At 62.5% G+C, this 18,459-nt stretch carries 18 protein-coding genes; 16 read left to right on the forward strand and 2 right to left on the reverse strand.

Annotation, left to right across the window (positions count from 1 at the left end; all coding sequences use genetic code 11):
- Window positions 1–670: 670 nt before the first annotated feature.
- Window positions 671–1,219 (forward strand): hypothetical protein, encoded by a 549-nt coding sequence (locus GOB94_RS09165; protein WP_182275647.1) that lies wholly within the window; start codon window positions 671–673, stop codon window positions 1,217–1,219.
- Window positions 1,220–1,661: 442 nt separating this feature from the next.
- Entirely contained in the window at window positions 1,662–2,555 is an 894-nt protein-coding gene (locus tag GOB94_RS09170) for a DUF4292 domain-containing protein (protein WP_182275648.1), read from the forward strand.
- A gap of 86 nt (window positions 2,556–2,641) precedes the next feature.
- Here the strand turns inward: GOB94_RS09170 and GOB94_RS09175 are convergent, their stop codons facing one another.
- Complete coding sequence (locus tag GOB94_RS09175; protein ID WP_182275649.1) at window positions 2,642–3,706, reverse strand: Gfo/Idh/MocA family oxidoreductase; 1,065 nt, start codon at window positions 3,704–3,706, stop codon at window positions 2,642–2,644.
- 2 nt (window positions 3,707–3,708) lie between these two features.
- Window positions 3,709–3,933, reverse strand: coding sequence for a hypothetical protein (locus GOB94_RS09180; RefSeq protein ID WP_182275650.1), 225 nt, complete (start codon window positions 3,931–3,933; stop codon window positions 3,709–3,711).
- 119 nt (window positions 3,934–4,052) lie between these two features.
- On the opposite strand from GOB94_RS09180, the gene GOB94_RS09185 reads away from it, so the two are divergent.
- From GOB94_RS09185 to GOB94_RS09250, 14 genes are all read left to right on the forward strand, one after another.
- A complete protein-coding gene (locus GOB94_RS09185; protein WP_182275651.1) occupies window positions 4,053–4,490 on the forward strand; it encodes a hypothetical protein in 438 nt (145 codons plus the stop codon).
- A gap of 184 nt (window positions 4,491–4,674) precedes the next feature.
- Window positions 4,675–7,812, forward strand: a complete 3,138-nt coding sequence (locus GOB94_RS09190; RefSeq protein ID WP_182275652.1) for a hypothetical protein — start codon at window positions 4,675–4,677, stop codon at window positions 7,810–7,812.
- 230 nt (window positions 7,813–8,042) lie between these two features.
- Complete coding sequence (locus GOB94_RS09195; RefSeq protein WP_255483783.1) at window positions 8,043–9,419, forward strand: terminase; 1,377 nt, start codon at window positions 8,043–8,045, stop codon at window positions 9,417–9,419.
- A 68-nt stretch (window positions 9,420–9,487) separates the two neighbouring features.
- A complete protein-coding gene (locus tag GOB94_RS09200) occupies window positions 9,488–10,342 on the forward strand; it encodes a HipA family kinase (protein ID WP_182278549.1) in 855 nt (284 codons plus the stop codon).
- Between the two features lie 46 nt (window positions 10,343–10,388).
- The gene (locus GOB94_RS09205) at window positions 10,389–11,372 is read left to right on the forward strand and encodes a phytanoyl-CoA dioxygenase family protein (RefSeq protein WP_182275653.1); all 984 of its coding nucleotides are present in this window, start codon (window positions 10,389–10,391) and stop codon (window positions 11,370–11,372) included.
- Window positions 11,373–11,378: 6 nt separating this feature from the next.
- Window positions 11,379–12,200: a DUF3037 domain-containing protein gene (locus GOB94_RS09210; RefSeq protein ID WP_182275654.1), complete on the forward strand. Its 822-nt coding sequence runs from the start codon at window positions 11,379–11,381 to the stop codon at window positions 12,198–12,200.
- A gap of 95 nt (window positions 12,201–12,295) precedes the next feature.
- The gene (locus tag GOB94_RS09215; RefSeq protein ID WP_255484407.1) at window positions 12,296–13,510 is read left to right on the forward strand and encodes a phage portal protein; all 1,215 of its coding nucleotides are present in this window, start codon (window positions 12,296–12,298) and stop codon (window positions 13,508–13,510) included.
- Window positions 13,511–13,549: 39 nt separating this feature from the next.
- Complete coding sequence (locus GOB94_RS09220; RefSeq protein WP_255483787.1) at window positions 13,550–14,254, forward strand: hypothetical protein; 705 nt, start codon at window positions 13,550–13,552, stop codon at window positions 14,252–14,254.
- Window positions 14,255–14,287: 33 nt separating this feature from the next.
- Entirely contained in the window at window positions 14,288–14,743 is a 456-nt protein-coding gene (locus GOB94_RS09225; protein WP_182275656.1) for a hypothetical protein, read from the forward strand.
- Window positions 14,744–14,858: 115 nt separating this feature from the next.
- The gene (locus GOB94_RS09230) at window positions 14,859–15,830 is read left to right on the forward strand and encodes a hypothetical protein (protein WP_182275657.1); all 972 of its coding nucleotides are present in this window, start codon (window positions 14,859–14,861) and stop codon (window positions 15,828–15,830) included.
- A 101-nt stretch (window positions 15,831–15,931) separates the two neighbouring features.
- A complete protein-coding gene (locus GOB94_RS09235) occupies window positions 15,932–16,564 on the forward strand; it encodes a hypothetical protein (protein ID WP_182275658.1) in 633 nt (210 codons plus the stop codon).
- Between the two features lie 2 nt (window positions 16,565–16,566).
- Window positions 16,567–16,968 (forward strand): hypothetical protein, encoded by a 402-nt coding sequence (locus GOB94_RS09240; protein WP_182275659.1) that lies wholly within the window; start codon window positions 16,567–16,569, stop codon window positions 16,966–16,968.
- Window positions 16,969–17,002: 34 nt separating this feature from the next.
- Window positions 17,003–17,509: a hypothetical protein gene (locus GOB94_RS09245; RefSeq protein WP_182275660.1), complete on the forward strand. Its 507-nt coding sequence runs from the start codon at window positions 17,003–17,005 to the stop codon at window positions 17,507–17,509.
- Window positions 17,506–18,450: a hypothetical protein gene (locus GOB94_RS09250; RefSeq protein ID WP_255483789.1), complete on the forward strand. Its 945-nt coding sequence runs from the start codon at window positions 17,506–17,508 to the stop codon at window positions 18,448–18,450. The genes GOB94_RS09245 and GOB94_RS09250 overlap by 4 nt, the downstream gene beginning before the upstream one ends.
- Window positions 18,451–18,459 lie beyond the last annotated feature (9 nt).

The raw sequence follows: 18,459 nt of genomic DNA on the forward strand, positions 1-18,459 counted from the left end.
GTGGAGTTTGAGTTCCGAAACAAGGCATGTTCTTGATATGGAGAAGAAAAGGCGAAACTATGAAAGTAAAGCTCACCTAAAATACGCCTAAACTATTGTAAAAACTTGATTTATAGAAGTTTTGTCGATCCAGGAAAAATGCTGTTGACAGGTGGGGAGCAGGGGTCTATAAACAGCCCACTTTGCAGAAGAGCAGCTAAGAGAGAGACGTCTTCGGCTCTTGAGGGGTTGCTCGACTGGCGAGGTATTGTGTTGCGGGGCTGATGATTTTCCAGGTATCGGCCCGGCTTCAAAGCGACAAAAACAGGGCGCTCGGACAGTGGCCATGCGGCGGAGATCGCGGACACCGGCAAAGTGACCTTATAGCACCTGAATGGGCCCATTCGACCGTTGAAAAGACCGAGGCCCGTTGAGGAGTTGTACCTGGAGAGATAAGAATGAACGACTTGCGTGTGGAATTGAAGATCTGCGAAGGATGCGGAGCGCTGTGGTTGCGTCCCGCCAGCCAAGGGAGCTACTGCCGTGGTTGTGCCTCGTGGTTGTCAGAGTGTCCAGCGCCGCTTACAGGGAAGCGGCGAGGGCGGAAACCGAAGGCCCCACGGGCTGTGGCCTGCGCAGGAGGTGCCCGGTGAACCAGGCACTGAAGAGGGCAAACCAAGGTGCCTCAGGAATGTACCTGGTACGAAAGCCAGTGTGCCGTGTGGAGGCCGAACCGGAGTTGCGAGAGGGCAGCACGGGCCAGATCGTCGGCAGACGAGCCACGGCTGTGACACTCGAAAGAGTGTGGGCGGTGGCGGCTGCGGACGTTCCGCCGGAGGCTGCCGCAAAGCCCGAAGCGAAGCCGGCGGTGGAACTGGCGTTCTATCGCAAGTACACGGAGGCGCTGCTGCGGCGGTATCTGCGGCTGTCGATGCAGGCCGGCAGGGTGCCGTCGCTGATGAGCCGCGAGATCTTTCGTGGGCATGTGACGCACTACCGGGTGCATGGGCTGGAGGATGTGGTGATCTTCTGCCACGACGTGGAGCAGCGGCTGGCGCGGCTGAACTATACCGAGCAGCAGCTGATCAAACGGCTGATCCTGCAGCAGTACACGCGCGGCGAGGCGGCAGGGATGCTCGGCATGAGCCTGAGCCACCTGCTGAAGCGTTACGCGCAGGCGGTGGATCGGCTGACCGGGCTGCTGCTGGAGGCAGGGTTGCTGAATCCGCTGGAGCCGTGAGGTGGCGGTTGCCCGATTGCTGTCAAGAGGGGCGGCGGTTGGCGATGGCTGCAAGTGGTTGTTTGCAAGGCGCTTATGCCGTTCAAAATAAAAACATGTTTGCTTTGTTCGAACTGCTATTCTGAAGAAGTAGAGGAAACGCGGGAGACCTTACAGAGGTCTCCCGCTTTAGTTTGAGGGACGGTGAGCGTATTTCGAGGTTGAGCCTGACGCTGTACGCCAATTTTTACTGAGCGATACGGAATGTGCGATGAGTTTGCAGGCGATGTGCGAATAACCGGATTCGGTTGGTCCGGATTGCCGTTCGAGCCATCGAACGATAAGGGGTTCCTGAGAGTTGAGGGAGCTGCTGGAACGGTGACGGAGTAGAGTCCTGAATAAGACGATTGTTATGAATCGAACAGGAGTTCTGCTGAGTCGATATACTTAGGAAATTGCCTGAATGCTGAAACGCTGTGCGATGTCGATGCTGCTGCTGGGGGTTACTGCCGGGACGACGGGCTGTTTCTCGACGACGCGCGTGGTGCAGAAGACGCAGGCTCCGGATGTGTACCGGTCCACTTCGGTGGAGAACCTGGAGAAGATCCTTTCGGACCGCGATGCGGCGATGAAGACGCTGAACCTGCAGGTGCTGGTGACGGCGAGCGTGGGCGGATCGAAGGAAGGCAAGGTCACGGAGTACACCTCGTTCAAGGGGTATATCTTCGTCCAGAAGCCGTCGGATGTCCGGGTGATTATGCTGCTGCCGGTGCTGGGATCGCGGGCGCTGGATGTGGTGGGCAATGCGGACACGTTCACACTGGTTCATGCGACGGCGGGGCATGGCGATGTGTGGATGACGGGGTCGAATACGGTGACGCATCCGTCGAAGAACGGGCTGGAGAACCTGCGGCCGCCAATTTTTCTGGACTCGCTGCTGGTGCCGGGGGTGAAGGACAACGAGTATGTCTCGCTGTCGGAGTCGACGCGGGTGATTCAGCCGGCGACGAAGCACCAGCCGGTGGTGGAAGAGCCGGATTATGAGATGACGATCTCGAAGACGGTGACCGACCACATTCTGCGGCCGGTGCGGATTGTGCACATCAGCCGCGTGAACATGCTGCCGTTTCAGCAGGACATCTTCGATGACCACGGGCAGATTGTGACGCAGGCGACCTATGACGCGTACCAGTCGTATGGTGACCAGGAGTTTCCGACGGTGATTACGATCAAGCGGCCGCTGGATGAGTACACGCTGAAGCTCAATGTGACCAAGCTGACACTGAACCAGCCGTTCGATGCGGACCAGTTTGAGCTGAAGATTCCGCCGGGGGTGGTGGTGAAGAAGATGGAGTAAGAGGCAGGGAATAGGGAGTGGGGAGTAGGGAATAGAAAGGCGACCTGATGAGGGTCGCCTGTTTTGTTGCGGGGGAGTGTATTGGGTTAGGCCAGGCCGGCGCGGTGGGTGTGGGCGGCGATGTGGTCGTTGATGTCCAGGGCGAGGGCCAGGGCGGCGCGGCCGGCTTCGCCGGAGACTCGTGGAGGGGTACGGTTCTTGATGGCTTGGAGGAAATCTTCGATTTCGAGGAGGAGGGGTTCGCCTTTGGGGATGTCGGCCTTGGTGAGGGAGAAGCCGGCGGTGGGGTGCGAAGGGTCGGGTGAAGCGGCTGAGGCCTGGGCGAAGAACTGCGCGGCGAGCTGGGGGTCGTCGGCGACGGCGGCGAGGCCGGCGACGAGGCGCGGGTCGACGTCGATGGAGAGCAACTCCTGGCGGGCGAAGTCGAGCGAGAGGTACTGGTGGGGCTGAAAGAGGCGGAGCTTGCGGACCTGCTCGGTGGAGATGCGGCTGGCGGTGAAGTTGGCGACGCAGCCGGATTCGAACTCGACACGGACGTTCGCGATGTCGGCCTTTTGGGAGAGGATGGGGATGCCGACGGCGCGGACTTCGTAGACCGGCGAGTTGGTAAGCGAGAGGACGATGTCGAGGTCGTGGATCATGAGGTCGAGCACGACGTCGACGTCGAGTGAGCGCGGGGTGAAGATGCTGAGGCGGTGGGCCTCAAAGAACATGGGCTTGTTGAGCGCGGCGAGTGTGGCCGTGACCGCGGGGTTGAAGCGTTCTAAATGTCCAACCGCAAGTATGCGGTCGCGCTCTCGCGCGAGGGACAGCAGGTGATCGGCTTCGGCGAGCGTGGCGGCGAAGGGCTTTTCGATGAGGACGTCGATGCCTGAGAGCAGGAGCAGCTCGGCCACGGCGGCGTGATGGATGGTGGGCACGCAGACGGAGGCGGCGTCGAGCTGGAGGCCGGTGTCGAGGAGCTCGTTGACGGTGGCGAAGGCGGGGATGTTGTACTGGCTGGCGTAGAGGGTGCGGCGCTGCTCGTCAGTGTCGACGAAGGCTGCGAGCTGAACGAGGCCGGGGTGTGCGGCCTCGAGCTCGCGGTAGACACGGAGATGATTGCGCCCGAAGGCGCCTGTCCCGATGACGGCGACGCGTAGAGGGGGCATGGCTACTTGGCGGGTGCGGGTGTGGGGGACTCAACCGCGGTGCGGCAGCGGGCGTAGAGGTCGAAGATCTGGGCGACCTGGTCTTCGGTCTTCGCGGTGGAGGGAACGCCAAAGCCGGTGGTCGATGCGGCGGACTTGTTGCCGAGGTTGGCGTGCGAAGCGACGAACTTGAGGAGATCGAGAGCGATGTCTTCGGAGCGGCGTGTTGCGGAGTTGTTGGAGTCCATAAGTGCCTTTCGGTGTGATGCCCTTCAGCAGTGTGCTTTAGCAAGGGACACATGGAGATGGTAGCAGGACGGTGCTTGGATTTTGAGAGGTGCCCGGAGACGGGGAGGAGAGAGCCATCGTGACGAAGATCTTCAGTGAAGTGGTGAAGGGTTTTGAGTGGCTGGGCAAGAAGGTTACGGGCGCGGCGGGTGAGATCGGCAAGGTGATTGCGATCACGTCGGATGTGGAGTCGGATGCGCAGACGCTGCTGCCGGAGGTGGTGACGGTGATCGACGATGTGGGCGCGTTTACAGGGGCGATGGTGAAGGACGGTGGGGCCGCGTTCACGCAGCTGCGCCTGTTGAGCGTGGCGGTGCTGGCGGCGTATGCGGCCAAGGGGATGAACTTCGCCGACGATGCGGCGGTGCTGAGTGCTTTGAAGAGCTTTGGTGAGACGGTGATGGCGCATGGGACATGGCTGGATGTGATCACGGACGGCGAGAAGCTGGCGACGGACTTCGACAAGCTGGGCTCGTCGGCGGCTGCGGCGCTGCAGAAGCTAAATGCGGACGCGTAAGCAAGTGGGTGATCGCTAGAGGTGCTGAAGATAAGGCCGGTGCGATGTGCATGCTTGCTACCCCGCTCAGGCCTTGGTTGATATCGACATCGGTGGCAGCTTTACCCATGTCCCAAAGTCGGGACATGGGGCACCCAGCGTGCGGTGGATTTTGAAGATGAAGCGATGGACGCATGGAGGAGAGATGAGCGGAGTGAGTCGAGGTGTGACGCTGGTGTGTTTGCTGCTGGCGTTGATGACCGGTTATGGAGCGATGGCGAGAGCGCAGAGCCCCTTGCCGACGACCACTGTACAGGACACGGTCTATAACGCGAGTGGTGCTCCGGTGAGTGGGACGGTGCTGGTGAGCTGGACGGATTTCACGACAGCTTCGGGCGCGGTGATTCCGGCGGGGACCACGTCCGCAACGATTGAAACGAACGGGGCGCTGTCGATTGCGCTGGCGCCGAATGCGGGAGCGACGCCGATCGGCAGCTACTATACCGCGACGTTCCACCTGAGCGACGGCACAACAAGCCGTCAATACTGGATTGTCCCTGTGACGGTGCCCGGGGGCGGGCCGGCGAAACTGTCGGCCATCCAGAGCCAGGTTTTACCGACGAGCGTGGCGATGCAGACGGTGTCGAAGGCGTATGTGGACCATGCGATTGCCGCGGCGGTGACGGGGACGCCGGCGGACACGACGTCGGTGTATGTGCTGAAGACGGGCGACACGATGACGGGACCGCTGGTCCTGCCCGCCGATCCGGTGAGTCCGAACCAGGCGGCGGACAAGAATTATGTAGACGAGAACGTGACGGCGATTGCGAGCGGTGTTGGCGGCAAGGTGAGCCTTCTGCCGTCGGTGACGCAGGCGGTGTCGCAGCCGAGCGGCACGGAGCTGGATGTCAACAAGCTGAATGGTGAGTTGTATGCGAGCCAGTATCTGAGCGGTGCCGGGAACAACGGTATCGGCAATGCGCTGGCGAGCGCCGACTGCGCGAGCGGCTGCGATGTGAAGGTGCAGCCGACGTACACGGGTAACGATGGAGCGAACGCGGCGGGGATGCCGTCGAATGCGGTGGTGATCGACCAGCGGGGCGGAGCGGAGGTGAGGACGACGCTGAATCCGCTGGCTCCGCGGGCGGCGGAGAACGTGAGTGAGAGTGTCACGCAGACGTCCACGCTTTCGGCGGTGCAACTGCAGCAGGCGAGGCCGGGCGCCCTGGGTGTTGCAGGGTATACGGCGACGATGACGGAGAATGCGCTGACGGGCGGCTCGAACCAGTATCCGCAGGGCATTGAGACGCCGCCGTACTTCAAGAACACGTATGGCGTGCTGCAGCTTACGGGCGTGTACAACACGCAGGGGCAGCATGTGCAGTTCGGCAATGCGCTGTCGTGCTATGGCGTGGGCGACTGCCTTGCGGGTGGTCAGTTCATTACGACGTCGGGTGGGTATCGAGACAATGCGGATGAGGGGGCGCATCCGTTCGATCTGCAGATCAGTGAAGATCTCCATGTGTTCACTGGGACGTGTACGTCGGGATGTATGACAGGAGCGACGAGTCTTTATGTGACGCCGAGCTCGGGCTCGCAGACACAGGGCGATGGCCGGTTTCTGATCGACACGAACCCGGCGAAGACGATCTCAAGTGGGCAGTTGACGGGGGGAGTGTTCGGGACATCGAATGGGTATCTTCCGTTTGGCGAGGCGACGTTCACGGGAACGAGCTTTCCGGTGAGCGTGTTCCTGGCGACGAGTCAGGCGGCGGTCTCGCAGCCGGCGAACATGGCGCCGGGGACCGTTACGCTGGCGATCAATACGAGCGGAGTACCTGCCGGTTATGCGACGAGCACGACGGCACTCCCTGCCAGCGGTGTGGCCTGTGTTGCGGATGGAGGCGGAGGGAACTCCGACACACCGAACTTTGAGATGGCGAACTACACGGTGGTGGATGGAAGCCACATCAGCTTGACGCTGAACAAGGTGCATGAGGCGGGTGCGACGGTGGCAGTGGGAGGGCTCTGCGGCTACGGTATCGAGCAGACAGTGGATACGCGGTATGGCATTCGCCAGCTGTGGCCGGTGGTGGGTTCGCTGAGCGCGAAGAGCTTGTACTACGCGGAGTCCGGGATGTCGCTGCTTGGCAACCATGGGGCTGGAAGCACGAGCGCTTATCTCAACCAGTCGTTCCCGATTGCATCCGTCACGAGAGCGAGTGGCGTGGTGACGGTGAACATGGGCGGGAGCCCGATCTACGACCTGACGGGACTGACGCTGAATGTTGCCGGGGTTGCCGACGCGAGTTATAACGGCAGCTTCCAGGTGTCGATGACTGGGCCGAATACGTTCACGTACAACAGCGCTGGTGCGGACGGCACGAGCTCGGGCGGTACGTTGAGCTATGTAACGGGCGGATATGTGCTGTATCCGCTGGCGGAGGTGTTGAGTGTGTTCAACCCTGCGAACAAGCAGGTGGATGGCACGCTGACGCTGGGAGCGAATACGGTCGCGTGGGCGAGCGGCGATACGGTCGAGGAGCCGCACTACTACAAGGCGCAGACATATGCGGACACGGAGCTGATTACGCAGTATGAGCCGCGCCCCACGCAGTTTGTGAGCGCAGGCAAGACGTACGCGGGTCTGATGGGTGTGGGCGCGCGGGGCTGGCAGATCACCAATGCGACGCCGGCGAACTTTTACTTCGGTGCCGGTGGGTCCTATAACGTGCCGGACGATGCCTATGTGGTGTCCGGCCCGTGGGGGAACGACTTCGAGGTGGATGCGGGCGCGAGTGCGGTGATGCGCGTGCATTGCAACCTCTACGGCTGTGGCCGGTGGGACTCGAGCTACCAACTGTTCGATCTGGATGCTGTCTCGGGAGGCCAGGACTACCTGACGTATTCGCCGCAGTCGAGGACGGCGGCGTGGGATGTTGGTGGGATCTCGTACTCGTTCTCACCGCAGGCGTTTACGGCGCCGACGATCAACGTGGGAACGTTGAACGCGACGACGATCAATGGCCCGGTGAAGGCGTCGTCGCTGGCCACCAACGCAGTGGTGAACACGGCGGCCTTTCAGCACTTTCACGTAACGATGTGCATCACGACGAGTGGTGCCGGGAACTGGTGCGATGCGACAGCAACGTTCCCGGTGGCGGAGCCGGACACCAGCTACGCACTGGTGTGCATGCTCAACTCGTCTACCGGGCCCGCGACCAATGCGCAAGCCAGTTTGAGCTATTATGCCCCGACGACAACGACGGTGAATCTGCGCATGAGCAACGTCGGACCGGCTCCAAACAGCGGTGTCGCGGACTGCACTCTGATCCACGACTAGCTTCAGCGGGAAGGCTGAGGGTGTTGCAGTGCGGCGATAACGGCGTGGGCTCCCCTGATGGTTCAAGGGAGCCCGCAGCGTTTCGGGAAGGGTTGCATGGGGTAGTGAGAGTGGATGACGCATCCGTATTAAAAGAGTTGGGCCAGCTGATGGAGGGTGGTCCTGAAATAAGGATAGCCGTGGCTGCAGAGTTGCTGAGAATACGGCATCGTGCGGGCAGTATCAGGCCCTTGATCGCCAACCCGGCCCAGCGCCGGTTTGAGCGGTGGAGCGGACGGCAGAACATCGTGTTGAAGGCCCGTCAGATGGGCATGACAACGTGGGTGGCCGCGAGGTTCTTTCTGCGGACGATCACGCGGCCTGGCACTGTGACGTTGCAGGTGGCGCATACGCGATCGGCGGCGGAGTCGATCTTTCGGATTGTGCAGCGGATGTGGGAGGAGTTGCCCGCTGATCTGCGCGAGGGCCCACTGCGCAGGAGCCGTGCGAATGTGGGACAGATGCTGTTCCCTCGCATCGATAGCGAGTTCCGGATTGCGAGCGCGAGCGATGAGGGTGTCGGCCGCGGGCTGACGATCCAGAACCTGCACTGCAGCGAGGTGAGCCGCTGGGCCGGAGATGCAGCGGAGACGCTGGCAGGTCTGCGCGCGGCCCTGGCGAAAGATGGCGAGATGGTGATGGAGAGCACGCCGAATGGAGCCTATGGGGCGTTCTACGACGAGTGGCGTACGGCGTCTGAGCCCGGTGGTAAGGGGGATGGCCTGGTGCGACACTTTCTGCCCTGGTGGCTGGAGCCTGCTTATTGTGGAGCTGCAGTCGATGCGTCGTCGTTGACGACCGAAGAGTGCGAGCTGGTTGCGAGGCACAGTTTGACGCTTGGGCAGATAAGTTTTCGCCGAGGCCTCGAGCGCAGTTATGGACAACTGCGCTCGCAGGAGTTTGCCGAGGATGCTGAGACATGCTTCCGGGTAAGCGGATCGTCGTGCTTTGATGTGCAAGCGGTTGAACGAAGGGTGCTGCAAGCCCCGGAACCGCGAGAGAGGCGTTCGAACGGGGCTTTGCAGATCTGGCTGCCGCCTATGCCAGGTAAGGACTACCTGCTGGCTGTCGATTCGTGCGGAGGCGGTGGGGAAGGTGATTATGCCGCGGTGCAGGTGCTCGAGGTGCAGACGGGGCTGCAGTGTGCGGAGCTGCAGCAGAGGCTGCGTCCTGCGGAGCTGGCGAGGGTCGCCGCGGAGGTTGCGCGTGAGTATAACGGTTCCGTGATCGTGGTGGAGAGGAACAACCATGGCGCGGCGGTGATTGCGTATCTGCAGACGAACGAGCGGTATGAGCGGCTGTGGCATGATGGCAGCGAGGCCGGGTGGCTGACGAGCTCGGCGAGCAAGCCGGAGATGATTGCGCGGCTGGGGTCGTTGCTGGAGAGTGCGCCGGAGATGTTCATGAGCCGTCGCCTGCTGGGCGAGTGCAGGACGTTTGTGTCGAATGAACGCGGCGGCAGTGGAGCAGCGAGTGGGGCGCACGACGACCTGGTGATGGCGATGGCCATTGGGCAGGCTGTACGTGCGCGGATGCTGGAGAGCGGCGGGCGCGGCAGGAGCAGGTGAACTGTCGTCCATGCAAGCCGCCGTGAACTGCGGTAAGGTTTGCATGGAGGCAGGTGCACTTGGCAGTCATGGCGGTACAGGCAATTCGACCGATGCGGGGTGGAGCGCAGAGCCAGTTGATGCTCGGCGGCGACGGCAAGCTGTGGGTGGTGAAGTTCAAGAACAACCCACAGCATCTGCGTGTGCTGGCGAATGAGCTGATTGCGACGCGGATCGCGGAGGCGGTTGGGCTGTCGGTGCCGAAGACGGATGTGGTGGAGGTGAGTGAGTGGCTGATCGAGCACTCGCCCGGCATGATGGTGAGTGGAGAGCGCGGCGGCCGCGTGCGCTGCGAGCCGGGGCTGCAGTTCGGCAGCCAGTTTGTGGGCGGGCTGATGCCGGGGCAGGTGGTGGATTATCTGCCGGAGTCGCAGCTGGATGAGGTGCGTAACCTTGCCGAGTTCGCAGGCATGCTGGCCGTGGACAAGTGGACCGGCAACTGCAATGGAAGGCAGGCGGTGTATGAACGCAAGCCGCGTGAGAAGCGCTATCGCGCGGTGTTCGTGGACCAGGGCTACTGCTTCAACGTGGGCGACTGGAGCTTCCCGGACTCGCCGCTGCGTGGGGTGTTTCCGCGCAACCTGGTGTATCGGCAGGTGACGGGATGGAAGAGCTTTGAGCCGTGGCTGGGACGGATCGAGTCGTTCCCGGCGGAGGCGCTGTGGCAGATCGCCGAGGAGGTGCCGCCGGAGTGGTATGGCGGCGACACGCGGGTGATCGAGGGCCTGATGGAGACGCTGCTGAAGCGGCGAGAGCGGGTACGGGACCTGATCACGCAGTTTCGGCGCTCGGACAGAGAACCGTTCCCGAAATGGGGCGCGGTGGAGGGTGTCTACGAGACAACGGGCCAGCAACAGCCGCAGGTGGGCGGATTTATCATGTAGCCTCGCAGAGGCTGATGCGGGCTGGGCGGGAGGATGCGTGCAAGGGATGGCGATGCAGGAGATCGGGACGGGGCTGTGGGTTGAGCGGCTGCACGAGCTCTGGCAGCAGGCGGTTGAGGGTGGACCCTCCCTGCCGTGGGACCTGCAGGGCACCCTGCTTTGCGGCCTGGAGTTGAACCACCTGGAGACACTGCGGTACCTGCACCAGGAACGCCCTTCGTTCGAGGCGTTTAAGGCTTGGGTGTTTGCGCTGAATGGGGAGTATCTGACGGAGGCTGCACTTGAGCATTTGGATGCGGCGCTGAGCGAAGCGGAGGTCGCGTCGCCGATTGGGAGTTTGGATGATGTGTCGGGGCTGAGTGAGGATGATCTCTCCCACTGGGATGAGCATGGGTATGTGGTGGTGAAGCAGGTTGTGAGTGCGGAAGACGCAGAGGCGGCCGAGCTTGCGATCTACGCGCACCTTGAGATGGACCGCGACGATCCAGAGAGCTGGTACTCGGAGAAGCTGGGGCACACGATCTGGGTGCCGCTGCTGCGGCATCCGGTGGTGCGCGCGAACCGCTTTGCACCGCGGGTGGTGAAGGCGTTCGCGCAGTTGTGGGGGCGGGAAGATCTGTGGGCGACGGTGGACCAGACCGGGCTCAACCCGCCGGAGCGGCCGGGGTGGAGGTTTCCGGGGCCGCATCTGCACTGGGACACTACGCTGGCGGAGCCTCGGTATCTTGGGATTCAGGGCATCCTGTATCTGGCTGAGACCGAGGCGGCGCAGGGGGCGTTCTGCTGTGTGCCGGGGTTTCATAAACAGCTTGATGCTTGGCTGGAGGCGCTGCCGCAAGGGGTCGATCCGCGGGCTGAGGCGCTGCGGACGTTGAAGGCGAAGCCGATCGCGGCAGGGCGCGGCGATCTGGTACTGTGGCACCAGTCGTTGCCGCATGGCAGCAGCCCGAACCGGGCGACGCGGCCACGCGTGGTGCAGTATATGTCGATGCGGCCGACGAAGTGGGCGTACAACGCGGAGTGGAGGTAGAGGGCCGTGCCGGAGCGATTGCAATGCGAGTTCTCGCTGGTGCGCTATGTGCCGGATGTGGTGAAGGGTGAGTTTGCCAACATCGGTGTGCTGCTGCGTGCGCCGGGACCTGAAGGCTTGGTGACGGTGCGGTTCACACGCGACTGGAGCCGCGTGCGCTGCATCGACCCAGGCGCGGATGTCGCGATGCTGGAATCGCTGGAGGAGGAGATTACGCAGCGGCTGCATGGCGGCGTAGAGCTGAAGGTGAATGCGAAGCCGGTGCTCGAGACGCTGGAGGATACGCTCTCGAACAGTGTGCAGCTGACCGAGATGCGCGGTACGCTCGCGGAGAGCGTGCCGGCGGAGATGGAGCAGCTGCTGCGGATGTATGTGGAGCCGCTGAAGGCTGAGGGTGGACGGCGCAAGGTGAGTGGACGTGCGACGATTGCGGCCGAGTTGAGGACGGCGTTTGAGCGTGCAGGTGTGTGGCGGCTGATGCGCAAGCGGATCGCGGCTTCGCAATATACGCAGGCGGGTGATCCGCTGAAGCTCGACTGCGGGTATCGCAATGGGCGCGTGAGGATGTTCCAGGCGGTGTCGCTAGGGAACGATGTGGAGGGCGCGAAGGGCCTGGCGTACTCGGCTGCGGCGCTGCGCGAGGGCGTTGCGCGCGTGGAGGGCGCGGAGCTGGAGCTGACCGCGGTGGTGGAACGGATTTCAACTGTCAGTGAAGAGGAGCAGTACCGCTTTGGCGTGAGTGTGATGGAGCGGGAGGCGATTCGGGTGCTGACGGTCGCGGACCTCGGGCGGGTTGCCGAGACAGCGAAGCGGGAGTTGCACGTGTAGTCCAACCGAAGACTAGAGACTGCAGGGCGTGGCCAATGGCCGCGCCCTTTGCTTTTGGAGGCGAAGGGATGGGTTTGGGAACGGTAGTGAAACAGATGTGGGAGCGGATGACCGATGTGGAGGCTGCGGCCGACGATGTTGGGAGTCGTAAGACGCTGGCCGCGCCGCTGGGGCTGAACTCGATCTTTGCTCCATTTCGTGGCAGCGGTGTGCAGCATCAGTTGCCCAAGCCGACGGCTGCCAACCTGCGGCGGTTTGCGGAGACGCCGGCGGCGCGGCGGGCGATCAACTGCATCAAGGACAAGATCGCGTGCATGGAGTGGCGCATCGAAGCGCGTCCCGGCTTGCCGGAGGATCCAAACGGCGACCGCGAGCTTCGCGCGGCGGCGTTGATGCGGTCGTTCGAGACGCCCAACGATACGGATAGCTTTCGCACGCTGATTGAGCAGGTGATCGAGGACACGCTGATTGGTGGCTTTGGCGCCGCGGAGGTCGAGATCACGGGAGACGATGCGGCGCCGGTGCGGCTGTATCCAGTGGATGGCGCGACGATCCAGGTGAACTCGTTCTGGGATGGCGATCCGGGCAATCCTCGTTATGCACAGCTGACCTCGCGTCCGGGTAGCGAAAAGCTGATCCCGCTGCGGGACGATCAGCTGATGTACGTGAAGCTGAATCCTCGCACGCATACGGTGTTTGGCCTGGGCAAGATGGAGGTCGCGTTCGAGTCCATCACGCAGTTTCTGCAGAGCCATCGCTATGCGGCGCGGCTGGCTTCGAACAGCGTAGTGCAGTATGCGCTGTGGCTGAATAAGCGCACGCCGGAGCAGCATGAACGGCTCATTCGCTGGTGGCAGGATGAGGTTGAGGGGACAGGGCGCGTGCCGGTGCTCAGCTCGGAGCAGAAGCCCGAGGTGCTGCGATTTGCAGGTGGCACGGATGCGGACCTGCGGCTGCAGTGGCAGGAGTTTCTGCTGACGATGATTGCGAATGCGTTCGATCTGCCGTCGATGCTGCTGGGTGTGACGCAGAATGTGAACCGCTCGACGGCGCAGGAGCTTGCCAACGAGGCGTTTCAGAACGCGGTTGTGCCGCTGGCGAAGCTGATAGCGGAGCACCTGACGCGCGATGTGATCGCGAAACGGCTGGGGTGGAACGATCTGCGTTTTGTGTGGAGCGAACTTGGCAGCCGCGATGAGCAGGTGGAGCTCAGCATGCAGCTGGATCTACTGAAGGCCGGGGTGATCTCCGTTGCTGAAGTACGGTCACAGCGTGGGCTGCCGGCGGTCGCGGAACCAGCGGCGCTCTAAGAGTTTGCAAAGGTGTGGTCAGAGAAGAAGGAGGCATGCGTGAAGGAAGCAGTGCGGTCGGACCCTGCGTCGAGGAGCCGTTCAGGCCTGGACGTGGGTGGAAGAGTGCGTCGGCGCTGTAACGGTCGCGAGTTGCGTGCGATGGCGGTGGAGTTTCCTGATGTTGCAGGTCACCCCAACCGGCTTCCGTTTGAGGGCTGCCTGACGCTGGTGGATGTGCCGAGCGACAAGGCGCCCAGCGGCTCGCGCGGGCACCGCGTTGTGTTGACGCGTGAGGCCGCGGAGGCTGCGATGCCGAGCCTGCTCGGCATGGCGGTGGACTACAAGGCAGGCTGGGACGGCCATGATGCACGCCAGAAGTGCGGCATCATCACGGCTGCTCATCTGGAAGGGAAGAAGCTGCTGGTGCGGGGATATCTCTTTGCGCGGGACTTTCCTGAGTTTAGAGGGCCCGAGTTCAGAGGGCCGGAGTTCGACCGTAGCCAGCTTCATCGCACGGAGGCGTTGACGGGGGGCTTGAGCGCAGAGGCCCCTACGACGATGGGCATGAGCTACGAACTGGCGGATGCGCACGTTGCCGACATGCGCGCGCCGGTCTGGACGCTGACGCGGGCCACGTTCACCGGTGCTGCCATTCTGCTGCGTGAGAAGGCAGCGTACAGGGCGACTTCGTTTCATGTTCGGCGCGGCGGCGCTCGAAGCGCAGTGCATCGCGCTTCAAGGGTGGCTGCGATGCCGGTGTGAGCGAACGATGTCTCAACAGAAGAGGAGAGTTCGATGAAGGAGAAGACCATGTTGGAGTTGACGGAGACGATGGAGCGGCTGGAGGCAGTGGCCGAGGCGCTGGAGCAGGCAGCGGAGCGGATCGCAGAGCAGCAGGTGGCGCTTGCTGCGGAGGCGCAGCAGTCGGTGGGGCGCATTGTTGCGACCGTGGAGACCGCGCGCGAGGCTGAGCTGGAGCGCCGGCTTGCCGAGGCGGAGGGCCAGATTGCGAGTGCTGAACGGAAGATTGCCGAGTTGACTGCTGCGGCTGCCTCTCCTGTTGTACAAGGCCGCGTGACGCTGCCTGCGGGGATGGCGACGATGCTCGCGAAGCAGGGTGTCGCTCTTGATGCCGGTGGGAGCTTTCCGTCGATGGAGAGCAGCGCGATTGATGGCGCGTTGGCGAGCCTGAGCATCGAGCAGCGCATCGCGGTGAAGTCGGAGCTGCTACGCGCCGGGCTGATGAGCTAACTCCGCAACGCAAACGCAACGATGCGGTCTTGCCGTTGAAGGCACAGCAGAGCGCTGTGCCTTTTCATTGCGAGGCCGCCAACAGAGATGTCTGCACCAACACGAGGAGATACGAATGAACCCGAAGTTTACTGAGATCAGCGCGGCAGCGGATTACATCGGCCCCGGCGCCATTGAAGTGCCCTTGTACCAGACCGAGATCCTGGACCTGGTACGCCGCCGCGGCCCGCTGGGCCAGCGCATCAAGCAGGTGCCCGCGACCGGACATCCCTCGCGCTTCTTCGAAGAGACGGCGATCCCGTCGCCTGCTGCGTCGGCAGGTTTTGTCGACCCGCGCAACATCGTTGCGCCGCTTGTGCAGCCCACGCGCGTGGAGCACAGCGTGCCGCTGAAGGCGCTGGTTGCGCAGATCAACTACAACCTGTTCGATATCGAGCTGGGCAAGCAGCAGAGCCAGTTCGCGTATCTGCAGGCGAAGGACCTGACCGACACGGTCGATGGCGTTCTGCGCACGCATGACATCGCGTTGTGGAATGGCACGGACACCAGCCTGAGCTCGCCGACGACGGCGCAGTACTTCGGCATCGCCGGGCAGATTGCCGCGGGCGGCAACTCGGTCAGCATCGGCACCAGCGAGTCGATCGTCGATGGCTTGAAGTCGACCATCGCGCAGATGCTGTCGAACACCAGCTTTGGCGTGCGCCCCACGGCCATCTATGCGAACCCGGTGCTGCTTGACCTGATCGACCGCGAGATGAAGGCGGAGTTCAATGTGGTACTGAACACCAAGCCAATAGAAGGCGGACTGACAGTGAAAACGCTGAGCACGCAGGCCGGCGACATTCCGCTGATCCCGGAGTGGACGCTGCCGTATACAGGGACCCCGGGCTCGGGTTCGGCTGTGCTGCCTGCGTATATCGTCACCGAAGACCTGATCGAGTACCACTGGCTCGGCGATCCCAACCCGCGCGTCTTCCAGCTTGGTCTGCCCGGCTCGCTGGCAAGCAAGTATGGGGTGGTCAAGTTCGGTGCGCCGGTGGTCAAGGGCGCCAACTACGCGCACTACCAGGTGCTGGTCGACCGCTAATCCGCGTCGCAGTCAGCTATGCAGCGCAGCGGAGAGTGTCCCTCTCCGCTGCGTTGTAACCACTCCCGCAACAATGGGCCGCAGGGCAACAGGAGAGACGAATGGGATACTTACAGCCCGCAGATTACGCGGCATTTGGGCTGAGCGCCGACACCGCCGATGCGTGGGTCACGGCAGCCTCGGCGATGATGGAGGCCTACTGCAGGCGGCCCTCGCTGCTCGCAGCCAGTTATACCGAGCGGATGCGTGTGCCACTGCGTGCGCAGACAGTGCGCCTCAGCTACACGCCGCTCATCAGCGTGGATGCTGTACAGGCGCAGTATGCGCGGCCGCGCTTCGGCGATGAATTCGATGGCGACATGTACGGTGGTTATGGCCCTGGTTTGCTCGCTGGGCCCTACCTCGCGGCGTTTGCAGCGCCTAACCAATGGGTGCCGGTTGATACCTCAACGCTCGATATCAGCCTGCCTACAGGTGAGTTCCGTTTTGCCTGGAACATGATGGGGCTGCGTTATGCCTATGCGGAGGTCACTTATACGGCAGGGCTCAACACTGTGCCCGATGCCGTGAAGGTGGCGTGCGCGCAGATCGTCAAGAACGCACAGGCTACGCCGGGACTCAATGTGAAGTCAAGCCGCATGGACACGCTGCAGACGCAGTATTTCAGCGACTCGCTTCTCGATAGTCAGGTGCAGGCCATCCTTCGGCCTTATGTGGCAGAGAGGTTGGGATGACCATGCCTGATATCTCTCAAGGCCCGCCGAATGGCCCAATGCGCATCGCGCAGACGTCGTTGCGAACGGGGAGTGGTTGCGCCGCGCTGTTGCGCATGCCGGGTCTTGCAGCCTCCGGCGATGATGCCGAGCAGCTAGGGCTGGCAACGCCGCAGTTTCAAGAGCTCTCGCTGGGGCCGGTGGCCTTCCACAAGGCCAACAACAACACACGGCTTATGGTTTCGGCTGCTGCTGTGCTTGCGCTGGTGCAGAGCTTCGCCTACGACTCCGCGGACGTGCTGTTTCAGTCCGCTGCCGGAGTGCTGATCGAAGGGGTGTTCTACCTGATCACGAACTGCGTGGCCGCTGAGGCGATGGACAAGCCCTACTGCTATTGGTTGACGCTGCAGCCGCCAGCTCGATGACGCTTACTCGCGGTGTTCAAGACTGGGGGATGATGTGCAGAACGCAAAGGACACGTTCTACGAAGTGTTGCGCAACCGGATAGCGGCATTGAATCCGGGCCGCACAACGGTGGTGCGCGGCATCACGCGGCCGGCGATTCTGGTGGAAGAAAACGAGCTTCCTACGGAGTTTCATCTGCCTGACTGCTTCCGGGTTCGCTGGTTGCAGATGAGCGCAGATGCCAATGGGTGTATGCCATTGATGATGTTGCCGTGCGCCATCGAATACGAGACGCCGGGTACGTCAGCCAACGGGGGTATGGATCGAGGGCGCACGCTGGCCGCGCTGGATGGCGAGCTGCTCGCGGTGCTGAACCAGTGGCCGCAGAGCGCGCAGAAGAACAACTACACTCCGCTGTCCAATGGCCAGCCTGCCGCACCGATGGCAGCTAACATCTGGTGGGGCGAGCCCGCTTTTGGAGCGATTGAGGTGAAGCAGGACCGGCTCGCCCGCACCGTGACGGTGGTGGTCATGAGCTATCAGGAGGCAGGTGAACTGTGAGTGATTCGATTGAGACGATGCCGCCGCTTGTGCGCCGGGTGCGTGCATATTTTGCGCCGGTGAATCGTGTTGCACATCAGCCAACTATCTTCGATCCGGCACAGATGGGGCTGTTTGCGTTCAGCGCACCGCCGGCCCCGTGGATCGACCTGGGCTGGATCACCAAGTTCGCAAGACACAGCGGGACAAAAGTGCTGCCGGTAAGGATGGGCGCTCCTGCGACAACCTACTTGCAGGCACGGACCGAGGTGGAGGCGACTGTCGGCCTGAACTTTGAAAGCTGGGGTAAGCTGCAGCTTTCTCTCTCGTGCGGAACGCAGCAGTTGAACCTGTTGCATCCTGCGGCTGGCGCAACCGCCGAAGGCTCAGGAGCCGCTGCTGTATCTGCGGTCGCAATCGAGAGCGGTTCCACGGCGAGCGTGCTGCAGGTTGGTACGGCAGCGGCAGCGGCGTTCACTGTAGGTCAGTGGGTTGCCGTTGATGTCGATTGCTCAGGGCAGACGGGCTACCTCGGTAGCGGAGTCAGCGGTGCGTATGTCAGAACCGCGCTCACGGACGTCGACTATGTTCGTCGCATCACGCTCAACGTTTCGCAGATTACCGCGATTGCCAATGGCGCGCTCACGCTGCGCACTGCGCTGCTCGCGGGTGTTCCCACGTCTGCGATGAAGGCGAGCCCCGTTGTCGGCTTCTGTGACCGTGAGGGCTCGAGCTTCTTCCAGGAGTGGTCCGCGCTCTTCGTCGGCGAAGGCCAGCAGGGAGAGCGTGTGCTGTGGCACTACCCACGCCTGCAGGCGCTCAGTGGTGCTGCCGAAACCAACGTCGCATCAAGTGGAGGGTACGAAAAAGTGGCGCTAGGCGCTGCATTTCGGGCACTCCCGGTGAAGGACCCCGTTGACGGTGAGACGGTGGTCTGCTTCCGCAGCTACGTCATCGCGTAACGACAAGGA

Source organism: Granulicella sp. 5B5 (assembly GCF_014083945.1).
In the GTDB taxonomy this organism is placed as follows: Bacteria; Acidobacteriota; Terriglobia; order Terriglobales; family Acidobacteriaceae; genus Granulicella.

Bases quoted from the DNA above. Each gene is read 5' to 3' on its own strand.
- GOB94_RS09165 (WP_182275647.1), top strand. From the start codon at position 671: ATGTACCTGGTACGAAAGCCAGTGTGCCGTGTGGAGGCCGAACCGGAG.
- GOB94_RS09170 (WP_182275648.1), top strand. From the start codon at position 1,662: ATGCTGAAACGCTGTGCGATGTCGATGCTGCTGCTGGGGGTTACTGCC.
- GOB94_RS09175 (WP_182275649.1), bottom strand. From the start codon at position 3,706: ATGCCCCCTCTACGCGTCGCCGTCATCGGGACAGGCGCCTTCGGGCGC.
- GOB94_RS09180 (WP_182275650.1), bottom strand. From the start codon at position 3,933: ATGGACTCCAACAACTCCGCAACACGCCGCTCCGAAGACATCGCTCTC.
- GOB94_RS09190 (WP_182275652.1), top strand. From the start codon at position 4,675: ATGAGCGGAGTGAGTCGAGGTGTGACGCTGGTGTGTTTGCTGCTGGCG.
- GOB94_RS09200 (WP_182278549.1), top strand. From the start codon at position 9,488: ATGGCGGTACAGGCAATTCGACCGATGCGGGGTGGAGCGCAGAGCCAG.
- GOB94_RS09205 (WP_182275653.1), top strand. From the start codon at position 10,389: ATGGCGATGCAGGAGATCGGGACGGGGCTGTGGGTTGAGCGGCTGCAC.
- GOB94_RS09215 (WP_255484407.1), top strand. From the start codon at position 12,296: ATGTGGGAGCGGATGACCGATGTGGAGGCTGCGGCCGACGATGTTGGG.
- GOB94_RS09225 (WP_182275656.1), top strand. From the start codon at position 14,288: ATGAAGGAGAAGACCATGTTGGAGTTGACGGAGACGATGGAGCGGCTG.
- GOB94_RS09230 (WP_182275657.1), top strand. From the start codon at position 14,859: ATGAACCCGAAGTTTACTGAGATCAGCGCGGCAGCGGATTACATCGGC.
- GOB94_RS09235 (WP_182275658.1), top strand. From the start codon at position 15,932: ATGGGATACTTACAGCCCGCAGATTACGCGGCATTTGGGCTGAGCGCC.
- GOB94_RS09240 (WP_182275659.1), top strand. From the start codon at position 16,567: ATGCCTGATATCTCTCAAGGCCCGCCGAATGGCCCAATGCGCATCGCG.